Genomic DNA, 16,287 nt, shown 5'->3' with positions numbered 1-16,287 from the left:
GCGGGCGTCCCCTATATCTGCCCGCCCATGAGCGAAGAGAACCGCGCATCCGAAGAACGCGGCTGGGCCACCGCCCGGACGCTGGCCGAGGCCCTGCCCTATATCCAGGTCTATGACCGCGAGACCGTCGTCATCAAGTACGGCGGCCACGCCATGGGCGAGGAGTCCGTCGCCAGACAGTTCGCCGCCGACGTGGTGCTGCTGAAGCTCATGGGCGTGAACCCGGTCGTGGTGCACGGCGGCGGCCCCCAGATCAGCGCCATGCTGGACCGGGCCGGGGTGAAGTCGAACTTCGTCGACGGCCTGCGCGTCACCGACGCCGACACCATGCAGGTGGCCGAGATGGTCCTGTCCGGCGCGGTCAACAAGGAGATCGCCCACTGGATCACCATGGCGGGCAAGGAGGCGGACGTGCGCGGCGTCGGCCTGTCGGGCAAGGACGCCGGCCTGCTGACCGTCGAGAAGACCACCCGGACGAAGAAGGATCCCGACAGCCTGATCGAGCACGAGGTGGACCTGGGCTTCGTCGGCGAACCCACCAAGGTCGATTCCAAGCTGATCAAGGGCCTGATCGCCTCGGAGTCCGAGGACTGGGTGCCCGTGGTGGCCCCCATCGGGGTGGCGGCCGACGGCCGCACCTACAACGTCAACGCCGACACGGTGGCGGGCGCTCTGGCCGGATCGCTGAAGGCCAAGCGGATGCTGCTGCTGACCGACGTGCCCGGCGTCAAGGGCGCGGACGGCGAGATCATCCGCCAGATGACCGTCGGCGACGCCTCGCGCCTGATAGACGACGGCGTGGCCACCGGCGGCATGATCCCCAAGCTCCAGACCGCCATGGCCGCCGTGCGCGCCGGGGTCGAGGCCGTGGTCATCCTGGACGGCCGCCGCCCCCACGCCATGCTGGTGGAGCTGTTCACCGAGACCGGCGCCGGCACGATGGTGAAGGCGCGATGAGCCCGCGCCCGAACCTGTCGCACGTCGAGGCCTGGATCTTCGACATGGACGACACCCTCTATCCGCCCGAACAGGGGGTGATGCGACTGGTTCAGGAGCGGATCAACGCCTTCATGGTCGCCGCCGTCGGCCTGCCGACCGACGAGGCGCGCACGCTCCAGCGCCAGTTCCTGGACGAGCACGGCACGACCCTGGCCGGCCTGATGGCCAACTATCAGGTCGATCCCGAGGCCTTCCTGCGCGAGGTCCACGACGTGCCGCTGGACAGCCTGGAGCCGCATCCGGAGTTGGCCGAGGTGCTGAACGCGCTCCCCGGCCGCCGTTTCGTCCTGACCAACGGCGCGCGCTGCCACGCGGACCGGGTGCTCGGCCGGATCGGCGTCACCGACAGCTTCCACGGCGTCCACGCCATCGAGGACATGGAGCTGACGCCCAAGCCCGCGCCCTCGACCTTCCGCCGCTTTCTCGAACGCTTCGATATCGCGCCGCATCGGGCCGTGTTCTTCGAGGACACGCCGAGGAACCTCGAGCCCGCCAAGGCCCTGGGCATGACCACGGTCCTGGTCGGCGACGGGCGGGGCCACGAGGTCGGCGACTGGATCGACCACGTCACGCCCGACCTGATCTCATTCCTGACCCCGCACGCCCTTGAGGACGCCGCATGAGCCACGACCTTGTCTCCGTCATCGAGGCCGCCTGGGAAGACCGCGCCAACGTCTCCGCCGCGACTCATGGCGAGGTGCGCCAGGCCGTGGACGCCGCCCTGGATCAGCTGGATTCCGGCCAGGCCCGCGTGGCCGAACGCGACGCCGACGGGCGCTGGGTCACCCATCAGTGGCTGAAGAAGGCGGTGCTGCTGTCTTTCCGGCTGAACGACAACCAGATCCTGCGCGCCGGCGACCGGGGCATGAACAGTCCGGCGCCGGGCCTCGGGCCCTTCTGGGACAAGGTGCCCAACAAGTTCGGCGACATGACCGCGACCGAGTTCCAGACCGCCGGCTTCCGCGCCGTACCGGGGGCCATCGTTCGCCGGGGCGCCTTCATCGGCCGGAATGTCGTGCTGATGCCCAGCTTCGTGAACATCGGCGCCTGGGTCGGCGAAGGGACCATGGTCGACACCTGGGCCACGGTCGGCTCCTGCGCCCAGATCGGCAGGAACGTGCACCTGTCCGGCGGCGCCGGCATCGGCGGGGTGCTGGAGCCGCTCCAGGCCAATCCGACCATCATCGAGGACGGCTGCTTCATCGGCGCCCGCGCCGAGGTGGCCGAGGGCGTGATCGTGCGCGAGGGCGCGGTCCTGGCCATGGGCGTCTATCTGTCGGGTTCGACCAAGATCGTCGACCGCGCCACCGGCGAGGTGTTCCGGGGCGAGGTGCCGGCCTATTCGGTGGTGGTGCCCGGCGCCCTTCCCGACCCCAACGGCGGTCCGTCGCTGTACTGCGCCGTGATCGTCAAGCGCGTGGACGCCCAGACCCGGGCCAAGACCGGCGTCAACGAACTGCTGCGCGACGGATGACCGTCGCCCTGCTGCTCGCCGGGTTGGGACTGATCCTGGGCAGCTTCATCGGGCTGGTCGCGGACCGCTTGCCCAAAGGCGAGGACGTGGTGCTGGCGCCGTCGCGCTGCGACGCCTGCGGCGCGCGGCTGAAGCCGTGGAACCTGATCCCGGTGGTCAGCTGGGTCGTCCAGCGGGGCCGCGCGGCGGACTGCGGGGCCCGTCTGTCGCCCCGGCTGCCGCTGATAGAGCTGGCGGCGGCGGGGGTCGGGCTGTGGGCCGGACTGCATCACGCGGGCGAGCCGTGGCCCGCGCTGGCGACCGCCGTGCTCGGCTGGCAGCTCCTGCTGATCGCCGTCGTCGACGCCGAGAACTTCTGGCTGCCCGACATCCTCACCTGGCCCCTGGCGATCACGGGACTGGTCGCGGCCTGGCTGCTGGCGCCCGAGACGCTCGGCGGACGCGTCATCGGCGTCGCGGCGGGTTTCGTCCTGCTCTGGCTCGTCGGCTGGCTCTACGCCGTGGTCCGCCGGCGTCAGGGCCTGGGCGGCGGCGATCCGTTCCTGTTCGGCGCGGCCGGAGCCTGGGTCGGCTGGATCGGGCTGCCCAGCGTGCTGCTGTACGGGTCGCTCGCGGGATTGAGCCTGGTGCTGGCGCGCGTCGCTCTGCGCCGCCCGGTGGACATGGCCGACCGACTGCCGTTCGGGACTTTCCTGACCGCTGGAGTCTGGCTGACCTGGCTCTACGGGCCCCTGGGGCTTTAGCTCAGCCCAGGATCACGCCCTCGGCCTTGAGGGTCGCGTCGGCGTTCTCGGTGACGCCCAGTTCGCGCACGGTCAGGCCGTCCCGCTCCATCTGCGCCAGCCAGCTGAACAGCGGACCCGTGCGCGCGCCGGTCACGGCGAAGCGGACCGAACCGTCCTCCTCCGGCGTGAAGCTGGCCACGACGCCGGCGCCCGAGGCCCCCGCGCCCGCGACGTTCTGGATCTCGGCCGCCGAGCGCCCGCCGGCGTCGCCCGCGCCGCGCCCCGACAGGCTGGACAGCAGGGCGTGGTCCGCGCGTGCCCGAGCGAGATCGCGCGCGGCGTCGGCGCGGAAGTTCAGGATCGGCGCCGCGACGCCGAACCAGGCGACGAACAGGGCCAGCGCGATCGCCATCCCGGCCAGCATGCGCTGCTCGCGGACGGACCGCCCGGCGAACCAGCTCCGCGCGCGCGCGATCAGCCCCGTCATGAGGCTCCCCCGATGATGACGTCGGCGACGATCCGGCCGGAGCCGTCGTCCACATTCTCTTCGGTCAGGCCGTAGCCGCGCGCGGCGAGCCCCGCCCTGACCCGCTCCAGGTCGGTGGGCGAGGCGTAGGTCAGGGTCGCCCGGAGCGTGCCGGCCCGGTCGCTGACCAGGGCGTCGAGGTCCGCGTCGGACACCGCCTCCATGGCTCCGAACAGGGCGGCGGCGGCGGCGGCCGGTCCGCCGGGCGGCGGCAGCTCGGCGGCGCGACGTCCGGCCTCGGCGGCGGGATCGACCTCGGGCGGCAGCCCGGGGAACAGCGCCTCGGCCATCGCCCGCGTCTCCCGGTCCAGCCGCCGCGCCTCGGCCGCGTCGTCCAGCCCTTGCGCCAGGGCGATGACGAGGGGCGACGCGACCAGCGCCGCCGCGAGCGCGATCGGCAGCCGCCAGTCGCCCCTGGCCGCCGCGCGCGGCGCCGGGCCGGGCCTGAGGTTGAGCGGCGGGTTCAGCGCCGCGGCGATCAGCAGCCGCTCCACGTCCTCGGCCCGCTCGATCAACCGGACCTCGCGTCCGGCGGCGACCCAGTCGATCAGGTCAGGCTCGACCGAGGCGGCGAAGTCGCGGCCACGCAAGGCCACGCGCGGCCCGAAGCGGACGGCGTGCAGGACGCCCTCTTCCTCCGGCTCCGTCGGCACGAGACTGTCCGGAAGGATCACGTCGGCCGCCAGCCCCAGGTCCCCCGACCAGTCGATCCAGGTCTGCAGCGTCAGCGCCGCCGTCGCCGCCACCAGCCGGGGCGCCTCGTCGGCCCGTCCCAAAGCCGCGTTCAGCCGCTCCGGCTCCCCGGCCAGCTGGTCCTTGAGGTTCAGGAGGGCGACCGTGCGCGCCTGGGCGTCGGTGCGCGCCTCCAGCGCCAGTCGCCGCACCACGACCTCGCTGCCGGGGACGACCAGGACATTCCGCATCTCGCCGATCGGGGCGGGATCGCCGATGCCGATCTGGCCACGCTCCAGCACCCGGCCGTCGGCGTCGACGGCCAGCCACGGGGCGGGATCGCCCGCGACCGGCGGCAACAGGATCAGGCGGGTGCGGTCCATCCGGTTCGCCCTATTCGGCGGCCCAGTTGCCGATGTCGGCGTCGTTGCCCTCGCCGCCCTCGCGACCGTCCGCACCCCAGGACCAGACGTCGAACTGGCCACCGTGCGCCGAGGGGTGACGGTACTGGTAGGGGTTGCCCCACGGATCCTCCGGCAGCCGGCGGATGTAGCCGCCCTGGCGGTAGCGCTCCGGCTGGGCCAGGTCCGACGGCGCGCTGACCAGCGCCTGCAGCCCCTGCTGCGCCGTGGGGAAGGTCAGGTTGTCCAGGCGATAGGTCTCCACCGCCTGTTCCAGGGTCGCGATGTCGGCGCGGGCCTTGCCGACCATGGCGCGATCCTGGCTGGGCAGGACGTTGATGGCGACCACCGTGGCCAGAAGGCCGATGATGACGATCACCACCATCAGCTCCACCAGGGTGAAGCCGTCGCGGCGGGCGGGTCTTGGGGACGTTCGGAACATGACGCGTCTCTAGCCTAGGGTCAGGGTGTTGATCTGGAGGATCGGCAGCAGGATCGACAGCACGATCAGGGCGACGACGCCGCCCATCACCACGATCACGCCGGGCTCCAGAAAGCTCAGCATCACGGCGGTGAAGGTCTGGAACTCCCGCTCCAGATAGTCGGCCGCGCGGTCCAGCATGGTCTCCAGCCGACCGCTGCTCTCGCCCGAGGCCGTCATGTAGACCAGGATCGGCGGGAAGACGTCGGCGCGCCGCATGGCGGCGGACAGACCGCCCCCCTCCCGCACCGCCTCGGCCATGGCGTGGGTCGAGGCCTTCAGCACCGTGTTCGAGACCGTGCGCGCGGTGATGGTCAGGCCCTCCAGGATCGGCAGGCCGGACGCCAGCATGATCGACAGGGTGCGGGCCATGCGCGCGGCGTGAAGATCCCTCGTCAGGCGACCTACGACGGGCGCCTTCAGCACCCAGCCGTCGACCTTCAGGCGCGTGTCCGGGTTCCGCATCGCCACGGCGGCGGCGACGCCGCCCAGCGCCATCAGCAGGATCAGCAGCCAGCCCCAGTCACGCAGGCCCTCGGACAGGGCGATGACGATGCGGGTGAGCAAGGGCAGGCGCTGGCCCATGCTCTCGAACTGCTCGACCACGCGCGGTACGACGAAGGCCATCAGCACGCCGACGACGCCCAAAGCCACGATCGCCAGCACCGCCGGATAGACCAGCGCGGTGATCACCTTGCCCCGGATCATCTGCTGGCGCTCCAGAAGCTCGGCCAGCCGTTCCAGGATCGGCGACAGCGCCCCCGAACCCTCGCCCGCGGCCACCATCGCGCGGTAGAGCGGCGGAAAGGCCTTCGGCTCCCGCCCCATGGCGTCGGACAGGCGATAGCCCTCCAGCACGCCGGTGTGCACGTTCGACAGGATCGCCTTCAGCGCCGGTTTCTCGGTCTGGAGGGTGAGGGTGCGCAACGCCTCCTCGACCGGCGAGACGGTGACCAGGGTGGCCAGCTGGCGGGTGACCAGCGACAGGGCGCCTGTGCTCATGCGGCCGCCGCCCTTGCGGGCGCCCGCCGCGGCGGCGGCGCGGGCGGCCGGGGCGATCTCGACCGGCGTCAGCCGGCGGCGGCTCAGCTCGGCGCGGGCGGAGGTCTCGTCCGGGGCCGTGACGACGCCTGTGCGGGTGCGGCCCGCGACATCTACGGCGGTGAAGGCGAACCCCGTGCTCACGCCGCCGCCTCGCGCCCGTCGTCGGCGGTCTCCTGCCGCGAGACACGCACGGCCTCCTCGACGCTGGTGACGCCCTCGAGCACCAGCGCCCGCGCCTGGCCCGAGAGGCTTTCGCCCGGCTTCAGGGCGGCGGCGACCAGCGCGTCCTCGCCCGCGTCCTCGGCGATCAGACGACGCGCGGCGTCGTCGACCCGGATGACCTCATAGACCCCGATCCGGCCGACGTAGCCGGTCTGGTTGCACTCGGCGCAGCCCTGGGGCCGCCAGACGGTCTGACCCGTCTTCACGCCGATCAGCTTCGCCGTCGCCGCGTCGGCGGGCTCGGCCCGGCGACAGGTCGGGCACAGCCGCCGCACCAGCCGCTGGGCCGCGATCAGCCTGAGCGTGGAGGCCAAGAGGAACGGCTCCACCCCCATGTCGCGCAACCGCGTCACGGCGCCCGCCGCGTCGTTGGTGTGGACGGTCGACAGCACCAGATGGCCGGTCAGGGCCGCCTGCACGGCGATGCCGGCCGTCTCCGCGTCCCGGATCTCGCCGACCATCACCACATCCGGGTCCTGCCGGAGGATTGCGCGCAGGCCCGCGGCGAAGGTCATGCCGACCTTGGCGTTGACCTGGGTCTGGCCCACCCCGTCCACGGCGTATTCGACCGGATCCTCGACCGTCAGGATGTTGCGCTGACCGTCGTTCAGGCGCTGTAGGCCCGCATAGAGGCTGGTGGTCTTGCCCGAGCCGGTCGGCCCCGTGACCAGGATGATGCCGTTCGGCTCCCGGAGCGCGCCCTCGAAGGCCGACAGCGCCCGATCGCCCATGCCCAGGTCCTTCAGGCCCAGCCCCGCCTGGTCCTTGTCCAGGATCCGCAGCACGACCCGTTCGCCCGCCCGCGACGGCAGGGTGGAGACCCGCACGTCCAGCGTCTTGCCCCCCAGCGTCAGGGGGATGCGCCCGTCCTGGGGCACGCGCCGTTCGGCGATGTCCAGCCTGGCCATCACCTTGACCCGGCTGACCAGCAGCGGCGTCACGCGCGGATTGAGGTTCAGCACCTCGCGCAGCACGCCGTCGACGCGCAGCCGCACGACCAGCGCCTGCTCGTAGGGCTCGATGTGGATGTCGGACGCCCCGACGCGCACCGCCTCGGCGATGACGCCGTTGATCAGGCGGATGATCGGGGCGTCGTCGGTGGTGTCCAGAAGATCGGCGGCGGCGGGGATGTCGTCCACAAGACCGTCGAGGCCCGAGGGCATGTCCAGGTCATCGCCCCTGGAGAAGCCGTCGTCGGCGTAGACCTCCGACAGCCGCCGGTCGAAGGCCGCCCGCTCCAGCACCTCGATCGACAGCGGCCGGCCGATCACCCGGCGCGCCTCGACGACGGCCAGGGGATCGGCGCCCTGCCGCAGGGCCACGCGCGCCACGGCGTCGCCGGCGTCGATCAGGATCACGCCGTGCCGCTTGGCGAACCCATAGGGCAGGGTCGGATCGACCAGGGTGATCACGGGATCGAACGACCCTCGACGGGGGCGACTGGCGCCGTCGCCCCCTGCGGCGGGGCGTCGATCGTCGTCGGGGCGACGGGCGGCTGGGCGCGGATATAGTCCCTCAGCATCGCGTCGATCGACGGCTCGGCCTCGGGATCGATGGCCAGTTGCTGCCCGCGCAGATAGTCGTAGCGGTTCGCCGACACGCGGCGCGCGTCGGCCGGCGACCGCAGGATGGTCGGGCGGATGAAGATCACCAGATTGGTCCGCTCGTTCGACCTCGACGTGGAGCGGAACAGCACGCCCAGGCCGGGAATGTCGCCGAAGAACGGCACCCGGTCGGCGCTGATCGTCTCGGTCTGCGACAGGAGCCCGCCCGCGACCGCGATCTCGCCGTCGCCGATGACCAGGGTGTTCTCCAGCTCGCGCTTGTTCAGCACCAGATCGGTCGCCGAGGCGGTCAGCGACCGGTTGATGGAGGACACCTCCTGGCGGACGTTCAGGGTGATCGACCCCCCGGCGTTGATCTGGGGCCGGACCGTCAGCTTCACCCCGATGTCCTGGCGCTCGGTGGTGGTGAAGGGGTTGGACTGGCCGTCCAGGAGCGTCTGGCCGGTGGTGATCGGGATCTCCTGGCCGACCAGGATCTCCGCCTCCTCATTGTCCAGGGTCACCAGCGACGGGGTGGACAGGATGTTGGAGCCCGTGTCGGATTTCACCGCGTTGACGATGGCGCTCAGCAGCACGTCGCCGATCTGGACCCCGCCGCCGCCCGCGAAGCCGTTGAGGTTCAGGAGGCTGTTCAGCGCGGCTTCCTGGACGCCCTGGCGCACGGGATCATCCTCGTCCAGCTCGTTCGCGCCCACCGCGCCGCCGATCACCGTCAGGGGCGTGGACGAGTTGGCGTAGCTGGTGGCGAACAGGGGATTGCCGTCCTCGCCCGCCGCCGCCCACTGGACGCCGAGCTCGCGCAGCGCCTGGTCGGTCAGCTCGACCACGATGGCCTCGACCAGGACCTGCTGGCGCGGGCTGTCCAGGCGACGGATCACCTCGGCCAAAGTCCGCTGCATTTCCGGCGAGGCGGAGATGACGAGGGCGTTGGCGCCCGGCACCCGCGCGACGGTCGCGCGGCGCTCGCCGTTCGGGGCCTGGGGAGTCGCCGCGGCGACCACGGCCTGACCGCCCTGGCTCGCCGGCGTCTCGGCCGACACCGAGGACTCCCCGGCCCCGCGCTGGGTGACCGGCTGGCCCACGATCTCCTGCAACACGGGCAGCAGTTGCTGGGCGTCGGCGTTCTCCAGGAAGACCACCTGCACGTCCTGGGCGTTCGAGGCGCGCACGTCGAGGTCCCGGGCCAGCCCCGCCACCCGCGCCACCGCCGCCGGATCGCCGCGCAGAACGATCGAGTTGGAGCTGAGCACAGGCGTGATGTTGACCAGGCCCGGCGTGCCGCCCGGCCCCGCCATCGCCTCGTCCAGCACCCCCGCGATCTCGCGCGCGGAGGCGTTGTCCAGGGTGATGACCTCGAAGGCGGCGCGATCCACGTCGATGCGGCCGATCAGGGCGCGGATGCGCGCCAGGTTGTCGGCGAAGTCGGCGACCACCACGCTGTTGCCCGCGGGGTTGGCCAGCACCTGGCCCTGCGGCCCGACCAGCGGCCGGATGGTCTCGGCGGCCGAGGAGGCGTCGATGTGTCGAAGGGCGAAGACCTCGGTGGCGAACCGCTCCGCCCCGACCGTCGCCGGGCCCTGGGCCGCGCCCGCCGCCGGGCTGATGCGGTAGGCGCCGGACGAGGTCGGCGTCACCACCAGCCCATTGGCGCGCAGGGTCGACAGGAACACTTCGAACAATTCGCTCCTGGTCAGGGCCCGGTCGCTGGTGACCGTCACCGTTCCGGTCACCGCCGGATCGACGATGAAGGTGCGGCCGGTCGAGCGCGCGATGTCCTGAATGAAGGCGCGGATGTCGGCGCCCTGCACGTTCAGCGTCTGACGCGCCTGAACGAGGGCCAGGGCCGGGGCCGTGGACAGCGGCGCGGCGGCGGCGATCAGCGCGGCCATGCCGGCGGCCAGCGGGCGTCGGGCGGCGGTCGGGAGCTGGATCAAGGGCCGGTCCTTCTGCCGGCGCGCGACCCGTACGGTCAGCCGGTCTCTTCCGACTGCGGACGGATTCGCCGCCATGTCGCCCCCCATGGGCTGGAGCCGCTCATTAGCGCAGGCGCGGCGCAAGAGGCCTCACGGCCCGGTGACGGATCGGCGACAGAGATGTGACGCAGGCGCAGAAACCGGCGATCAACCGCCCTGCAACGAGTCCCAGGTACGCGGCCGCTGCGGTCCGGTCGCGCCGGTCTGGGCGCGGAGCCAGGCCAGGTTCGCGTCGGCCTGGTCGGGCGGCAGGTTGCGGCGCAGCAGCTGCTCCGCCTCGCCGGTCTTGCCCTGAAGGCCCAGGACCAGAGCCAGGTTCTGACTGACCTTGAGGCCGGCGCCCGGCTGGGCGACCGCGCGCCGCAACAGCGCCTCGGCCTCCACCGGATCCCCGGCCGTCAGCCGCGCCATGGCGACATTGGCCAGGAGCGTGGGATTGTCCGGCGCCAGAACGAGACCCTGCGCCCAGGCGGCCTCCGCGTCGGCGGAGCGCCGCACCTGCTGATAGGCCACGCCCAGAAGCGACCAGGCCCGCCAGTCCGACGGCTCCAGGTCCCGCGCGCGCTCCAGGGAGGCGACCCCGTAGAAGGCCTGGCCCCGGGCGATGTGGGCCCGGCCGGCCATCAACAGCAGATCCCGGTGGTTCGGCAGGGCCAGCAGGGCCGCGTCCGCGACGGCGGCGGCCTGCTCGGCCTGTCCCAGGGCGATCAGGGCGTCGGCCAGGTTCAGCGCCGCCTCGACGTCGGCCGGATTGGTCTCCAGCTCGCCGCGCCAGAACACCGAACGGGTCAGGGCGTCCGCGCGCTGCATCTCCGCGCGGCGCTCGGGCGACGCGGGCGCGGGCGGGACCCGGGGAGCGACGCCCGGCGCCTGAGGCGGAGCCGGGTCCTGAGCTTGGGCCTGGGCGACGCCGGGGGCCGCGAGGATCGCCACGGCGGCGACGAGGGTGGTTGCGGCGTTGACGGGGCTGCGCGACATGGGTTCCGCTCGGATCGGACGACGGCCGATGGTTCGTCGTCGAGAATCGCGCGCCGCCGTCAATCGACGGTTAACGGAACAGGTCTCGCCGATAGGACGCCATGCCCGCCCACGACCCCTTCGTCCCCTCGACCCCCGACGCCCGCCCGATCCGTCTCGTCGGTCCCGACGCGGCGTTGGACGGGACGCTGGCCGGGGCGACCGCCGTCTGGGCCGAGGCGAACGGCTTCAAGGGCAAGGCGGGGCAGCTGCTGATCGCGCCCGGCCCCGACGGCGCGCCCGTCGAGGCCCTGTTCGGGATCGGAGACCGGTTCGAGCCGGCGTCCTGCCGCGCCCTGGCCGCGCGACTGCCCGCGGGCCCCTGGCGTCTCGAGGGGCTGAAGGCCGCCGAAGCGACCCGGGCGGCGACCGCCTTCGCCCTCGGCGCCTATCGGTTCGATCGCTACAAGGCCCGGGCCGACGCCGCGGCTCCGCGGCTGGTCGCCCCGGACGGCGTGGACGCCGACGAGGTCCGGCGCGTCGCCGCCGCTGCGACCCTGGTGCGGGAGATGGTCGATACCCCGGCCGCCGACATGGGCCCGCTGCAGATCGAGACCATCGCCCTCGAGATCGCCGAGGCGCACGGCGCCGACTGTTCCGTCACGACGGGCGACGCCCTGCTGGAGGCGAACTATCCGGCGATCCACGCCGTCGGCCGCGCCGCCGACGCCCGACGGGCCCCGCGCCTGATCGAGATCGGCTGGCGGCTGGACCGGACCGAGCGTCCGCTGGTGGCGCTGGTCGGCAAGGGGGTGGTGTTCGACACCGGCGGCCTGGACATCAAGCCGGCCGCCGGCATGCGCAACATGAAGAAGGACATGGGCGGGGCCGCCCATGTGCTGGGCCTCGCCCGGCTGATCATGCAGGCCGACCTGCCCGTGCGACTCGTCGTGATCATCCCGGCCGTGGAGAACGCCATCTCCGGCGACGCCTTCCGGCCGGGCGACATCCTCGCCACCCGCCGGGGGCTGACGGTGGAGGTCGGCAACACCGACGCGGAAGGGCGCCTGATCCTGGCCGACGCCCTGACGCGGGCGGGCGAGCACGCGCCGGACCTGACGCTCGACTTCGCCACCTTGACCGGGGCGGCCCGCATCGCGCTCGGGCCCGAACTGCCGCCGCTCTACACCGACGACGAAGCCCTGGCGGCGGCGTTGCTGTCGGCGGCCGCTGAGGTCGATGATCCCGTGTGGCGCATGCCCCTGTGGCCGGGCTACCGCGCGGCGGTGGAGGCCGAGATCGCCGACCTGAGGAACGATCCGGCCGGCTGGGCCCAGGCCGGATCGGTGACCGCCGCCCTGTTCCTGCAGCGGTTCGCGCCGACGACCGGCGCCTGGGCGCACCTGGACGTCTTCGCCTGGAACCCGCGCGGGCGCCCCGGTTGGCCCGAGGGCGGCGAGGCGCAAGGGATGCGCGCGGCCTATCAGATGCTGAAGGCCCGTTATCCCCGCTGATCGGGGCGGCCGTTAACGCGCCCTTCGGCTTCGGCGCGTAGCAGGAGAGTCCGAGACCCCGAGCCGCGCCGTTGATCCCAGAGCCCATCCCCGACCCGGAGACGATCCTGGCCCGCGACGGCCTGGCCGCGCTCGAGCTGGAAGGCGTGCTGCCCGCGCAGGCCTATCGCGCGCCCGAAGCCATGCAGGCCTCCGTCGCCGCCGCCCCGGTGCGGGAGGCGCCCGAGGACGACGGTCGCCAGCGGGATCAGCTGATCTTCGGCGAGCTGTTCGACGTGCTGGAGGAGATCGACGGCTGGTGCTTCGGCCGCGCCCGTCGCGACGGCGTCGTCGGGTGGATCGAGGCCGCCGCCCTGTCCGCGCCCGTGATCGCCCCGACCCACCGCGTCGCCGCGATCCGCACCTACGCCTGGGCCGAGCCGGACGCGCGAAGCCAGCCGACGATGCTGCTCAGCCTCAACGCGCTCGTGACCGCGCGCGCCGAGGCCGGCGAGTTCATCGAGGTGGAACGGGCCGGGTTCATCGCCCGCGCGCACCTGAAGGACTTCCTCGAGTTCGAGCGCGACCCCGCCGAGGTGGCCGAGCGCTTCGTCGGGGCGCCCTATCAGTGGGGCGGGCGCGAGAGCCTGGGCCTCGACGACGCCGCCCTGGTTCAGCAGGCGCTCTACGCCTGCGGCTTGGGCTGTCCGCGACACGCCGAGGCGCAGGCGCGCGAGTTGGGCCGTGCGGTCCAGCGCGGCGACCTTCGGCGCGGCGACCTGATGTTCTGGAGCGGCCAGGCGGGCGTACTGGTCGACGGTGAGCGGGTGGCGCACGCCAGCCCCACGGCCCTGGCGGTCACCGTCGAACCGCTGGCGGGACTGCTGGGCGCGACGACCGAGGCGCCGGTCTTCCGACGCGTCTGACCCGCCTCCGCGTCAACCACGCGGCCACCTGAAAAGGGCGACCCGGTCGGATCGCCCTTCTGAACATCGGATTTTCAGAGCCGATCAGCCGCCGCGCGGGGCGCTGTCCGACGCCGGCGGCGCGACGTCCTGCTCGAGGGTCGGAGCCGCGCCCGGACCGGCGACCGGCGCCTGCGGGCCTGTGCCGGTGGTCGGCGCGCCGGCCTCGACCGCCGCGCCCTCGGCGGCGCCTTCCGCCGGGACCTCGCCCTCGGCCGGAGCGGCGCCGGGCTGGCGGCTGGGGTCGGGCGCCGGGATCGCATAGCCCGTCGAGCCCTGAGCCCGCAGGTAGGCGATCAGGTTGACGCGGGTTTCGGTGTCCCGAATGCCCGCGAAGGACATCTTGGTGCCCGAGATGTGCCGCTGCGGCGCGGTGATGAAGGCGTCGAGCTCGTCGTAGGTCCAAGTCGGAGCCTCGCCCCTGTGGGCCTGGAACGCGTCGGAATAGGCGAAGCCTGCGGCGTGCATGACCGGCCCGCCGACGACGCCATAGAGATTGGGGCCGATGCCGTTGGCGCCGCCCTGGTTGATCGTGTGGCACGCCTGGCAGCGCGCGAAGGCCGCTTCGCCTGCGGCGAGATCCGCGACCGGAAGCACCGTGCCCCAATCCGGCGGCAGCTCCTCTTCAGCGCCGCCCGCGGCCTCTTCCGGCGCGTCGATGAAGTAGCCCATCTTCTCGGGCGGCTCGGAGGCGTAGAGGGCGCTCGTGACCTGCTGCACGCCGACGATCGCGAGAGCCGTCGCCAGGCCCGCGCCGAAAATCTTGTTCCACTTCAGATCGCCGCTCATCCGCGTCGTCGCTTCCCGTCATGACTGATCCGGCCGGACGTTCCACGCGCGGCCTGTTGCGTGGGCGTCTGTTGCACGCTAGCGCGGCCTTCGCAACCGGTCGGAAGGCGCCCCGGCGCCGCACGCCCGGCCCCGCTCCTCCGGAGGTCCATATGAACCCCATCGTCGTGATCCCCGCGCGGATGGCGGCCACCCGTCTGCCGGGCAAGCCGCTCGCCGACATCGGCGGCAAGCCGATGATCCTGAGGGCCCATGAGCAGGCCGCCGCCTCCGGCCTGCGGGTCGCGGTCGCCGCCGGGGACGCCGAGATCGTCGAGGTCGTGCGCGCGGCGGGCGGCGAGGCTATCCTGACCGATCCCGCCCTGCCGTCCGGCTCGGACCGGGTCCGGGCGGCGCTCGACGCGCTGGACCCCGAACGCCGCCACGACGCCGTCGTGAACCTTCAGGGCGACATGCCGTTCGCCGATCCCTCGACCTCGACCCTGTGCGTGGAGCTGCTCGCCGAGGGCGGCGACATCGCCACCCTTGTCGCCGCCGAAGCCGATCCCTCGGACCGCGCGAACCCCGACGTGGTCAAGGCGGTGCTGGCCCTGCCGGAAGGCGCCGACCGCGGCCGCGCCCTCTATTTCACCCGATCGACGCTCTACGGCGACGGTCCGGTGTGGCGCCACATCGGGGTCTACGGCTACCGCCGCGAGGCGCTGGACCGTTTCTGCGCCGCCCCGCCCTCGCCGCTCGAGCGCCGCGAGAAGCTGGAGCAGCTGCGGGCGCTGGAGATGGGCCTGACGATCCGCGCCGCCGTCGTCGCCGACGCGCCCCTGTCCGTCGACAATCCCGCCGACCTGGAGGCGGCGCGGGGGTTGGTGGTTTAGGCCTCCGCCGTCTCCGCGCGCTTCTTCATCAGGGCGTCGAAGCTGTCCCACACGCCCTCGGCGCCGTGCCAGGCGCCCTTGGTGGCGGCCTTGGAGTATTCGGTCGCGCGGGCCTCGAAGAAGTTGGCGTGCTCGACGCCCGACAGCAGGGCCTGAAGCCAGGGCAGCGGGTTCTCGGTCACGCCGAACACCTCCGGCAGCTTCAGCTGGCGCAACCGCCAGTCGGCGATGAAGCGGATGTAGGCCTTGATGTCGTCCGGGGTCATGCCCTGCACCGGGCCCTGCTCGAAGGCCAGGTCGATGAACTTGTCCTCCATCGTGATGACGTGCTTGCAGCAGTCCACGATGTCGTCGGCCACGGCCTTGGTGACCGCGCCCGTCTCCTTGTTGAAGGCGTGGTAGAGCTTGATGATGCCCTCGCAGTGCAGGCTCTCGTCGCGCACCGACCAGCTGACGATCTGGCCCATGCCCTTCATCTTGTTGAAGCGCGGGAAGTTCATCAGCATGGCGAAGCTGGCGAACAGCTGAAGCCCCTCGGAGAAGCCGCCGAACATCGCCAGCGTCCGGCAGATGTCGGCCTCGGTCTCGACCCCGAACTGGCCCATGTAGTCGTGCTTGTCCTTCATGGCTTCGTATTCCATGAAGGCGCCGAACTCCGCCTCGGGCATGCCGATGGTCTCGAGCAGCAGGGCGTAGGCCGCGATGTGGATGGTCTCCATGTTGGCGAAGGCCGCCAGCATCATCTTGACCTCGGTCGGTTTGAACACCCGACCGTAGCGCTCCATGTAGTTGTCCTGGACCTCGATGTCGGCCTGGGTGAAGAAGCGGAAGATCTGGGTCAGCAGGTTGCGCTCGCCGTCGTCCAGCTTGGCCGCCCAGTCCTTGCAGTCCTCGCCCAGGGGCACCTCCTCGGGCATCCAGTGGACCTGCTGCTGCTTCTTCCACATGTCGAAGGCCCAGGGGTACCGGAACGGCTTGTAGGCGGCCGACGGCGTCAGCAGGCCGGGCAGGGCGGGCGTGATCGGGGTGATGGCGTTCATGGCTGGAACCGTGGCGAAGCGGGGACTCGGCCACTGAACCGCAAAACGCCGACTTTGGCTACAGGTAGATGTCGCCGCACCCACAGCAT

16 protein-coding genes are annotated in these 16,287 nt (G+C 72.2%); 7 read left to right on the top strand and 9 right to left on the bottom strand.

Going from position 1 to position 16,287, the window contains the following annotated elements; genetic code table 11:
* Positions 1–27 precede the first annotated feature (27 nt).
* Genes argB through ACFFGE_RS08590 form a run of 4 tightly spaced genes read left to right on the top strand, consistent with a single transcriptional unit; the run spans position 28 to position 3,216 of the window.
* Positions 28–957 carry an acetylglutamate kinase gene (argB, locus tag ACFFGE_RS08605; RefSeq protein WP_376835904.1) on the top strand — a complete coding sequence of 310 codons (930 nt, stop codon included), beginning with the start codon at positions 28–30 and terminating at the stop codon, positions 955–957.
* Positions 954–1,622, top strand: a complete 669-nt coding sequence (locus ACFFGE_RS08600) for a pyrimidine 5'-nucleotidase (protein WP_376835903.1) — start codon at positions 954–956, stop codon at positions 1,620–1,622. Before argB ends, ACFFGE_RS08600 begins: the two co-directional genes overlap by 4 nt.
* Positions 1,619–2,473: a 2,3,4,5-tetrahydropyridine-2,6-dicarboxylate N-succinyltransferase gene (gene dapD / locus ACFFGE_RS08595; RefSeq protein ID WP_376835902.1), complete on the top strand. Its 855-nt coding sequence runs from the start codon at positions 1,619–1,621 to the stop codon at positions 2,471–2,473. The genes ACFFGE_RS08600 and dapD overlap by 4 nt, the downstream gene beginning before the upstream one ends.
* Positions 2,470–3,216 (top strand): prepilin peptidase, encoded by a 747-nt coding sequence (locus ACFFGE_RS08590; RefSeq protein ID WP_376835901.1) that lies wholly within the window; start codon positions 2,470–2,472, stop codon positions 3,214–3,216. The genes dapD and ACFFGE_RS08590 overlap by 4 nt, the downstream gene beginning before the upstream one ends.
* Before the next feature lies 1 nt (position 3,217).
* Here ACFFGE_RS08590 and ACFFGE_RS08585 read toward each other — a convergent pair whose 3' ends face one another.
* The 7 genes from ACFFGE_RS08585 to ACFFGE_RS08555 form a co-directional block, all read right to left on the bottom strand.
* Entirely contained in the window at positions 3,218–3,685 is a 468-nt protein-coding gene (locus ACFFGE_RS08585; protein ID WP_376835900.1) for a type II secretion system protein M, read from the bottom strand.
* The gene (gspL, locus tag ACFFGE_RS08580; protein WP_376835899.1) at positions 3,682–4,779 is read right to left on the bottom strand and encodes a type II secretion system protein GspL; all 1,098 of its coding nucleotides are present in this window, start codon (positions 4,777–4,779) and stop codon (positions 3,682–3,684) included. The genes ACFFGE_RS08585 and gspL overlap by 4 nt, the downstream gene beginning before the upstream one ends.
* A 10-nt stretch (positions 4,780–4,789) precedes the next feature.
* Positions 4,790–5,239: a type II secretion system major pseudopilin GspG gene (gene gspG / locus ACFFGE_RS08575; RefSeq protein WP_376835898.1), complete on the bottom strand. Its 450-nt coding sequence runs from the start codon at positions 5,237–5,239 to the stop codon at positions 4,790–4,792.
* A 9-nt stretch (positions 5,240–5,248) separates the two neighbouring features.
* Positions 5,249–6,463, bottom strand: coding sequence for a type II secretion system inner membrane protein GspF (gene gspF / locus ACFFGE_RS08570; protein ID WP_376835897.1), 1,215 nt, complete (start codon positions 6,461–6,463; stop codon positions 5,249–5,251).
* Positions 6,460–7,956, bottom strand: coding sequence for a type II secretion system ATPase GspE (gene gspE, locus ACFFGE_RS08565; RefSeq protein WP_376835896.1), 1,497 nt, complete (start codon positions 7,954–7,956; stop codon positions 6,460–6,462). The genes gspF and gspE overlap by 4 nt, the downstream gene beginning before the upstream one ends.
* On the bottom strand, positions 7,953–10,043 hold the full coding sequence (gspD, locus tag ACFFGE_RS08560) for a type II secretion system secretin GspD (RefSeq protein WP_376835895.1): 2,091 nt from the start codon (positions 10,041–10,043) through the stop codon (positions 7,953–7,955). The genes gspE and gspD overlap by 4 nt, the downstream gene beginning before the upstream one ends.
* Before the next feature lie 186 nt (positions 10,044–10,229).
* Entirely contained in the window at positions 10,230–11,060 is an 831-nt protein-coding gene (locus tag ACFFGE_RS08555) for a tetratricopeptide repeat protein (RefSeq protein ID WP_376835894.1), read from the bottom strand.
* Between the two features lie 101 nt (positions 11,061–11,161).
* Between ACFFGE_RS08555 and ACFFGE_RS08550 the strand changes: the two genes are divergently transcribed.
* Positions 11,162–12,553, top strand: coding sequence for a leucyl aminopeptidase family protein (locus tag ACFFGE_RS08550; RefSeq protein WP_376835893.1), 1,392 nt, complete (start codon positions 11,162–11,164; stop codon positions 12,551–12,553).
* A gap of 71 nt (positions 12,554–12,624) precedes the next feature.
* Entirely contained in the window at positions 12,625–13,458 is an 834-nt protein-coding gene (locus tag ACFFGE_RS08545) for a C40 family peptidase (RefSeq protein WP_376835892.1), read from the top strand.
* A gap of 84 nt (positions 13,459–13,542) precedes the next feature.
* On the opposite strand, the gene ACFFGE_RS08540 is transcribed toward ACFFGE_RS08545, so the two are convergent.
* Positions 13,543–14,286: a c-type cytochrome gene (locus tag ACFFGE_RS08540; protein WP_376835891.1), complete on the bottom strand. Its 744-nt coding sequence runs from the start codon at positions 14,284–14,286 to the stop codon at positions 13,543–13,545.
* 152 nt (positions 14,287–14,438) lie between these two features.
* Between ACFFGE_RS08540 and ACFFGE_RS08535 the strand changes: the two genes are divergently transcribed.
* Positions 14,439–15,158, top strand: a complete 720-nt coding sequence (locus ACFFGE_RS08535; RefSeq protein WP_376835890.1) for a 3-deoxy-manno-octulosonate cytidylyltransferase — start codon at positions 14,439–14,441, stop codon at positions 15,156–15,158.
* On the opposite strand, the gene ACFFGE_RS08530 is transcribed toward ACFFGE_RS08535, so the two are convergent.
* The gene (locus tag ACFFGE_RS08530; protein ID WP_376835889.1) at positions 15,155–16,198 is read right to left on the bottom strand and encodes a ribonucleotide-diphosphate reductase subunit beta; all 1,044 of its coding nucleotides are present in this window, start codon (positions 16,196–16,198) and stop codon (positions 15,155–15,157) included. The two genes, ACFFGE_RS08535 and ACFFGE_RS08530, sit on opposite strands and share 4 nt — an antisense overlap.
* Positions 16,199–16,287 lie beyond the last annotated feature (89 nt).

It is taken from the genome of Brevundimonas balnearis (genome assembly GCF_042434805.1).
In the GTDB taxonomy this organism is placed as follows: domain Bacteria; phylum Pseudomonadota; class Alphaproteobacteria; order Caulobacterales; family Caulobacteraceae; genus Brevundimonas; species Brevundimonas balnearis.
The sequence above is the reverse complement of the archived record's forward strand: the minus strand, read 5'-3'. Positions and strand labels throughout refer to the sequence as shown.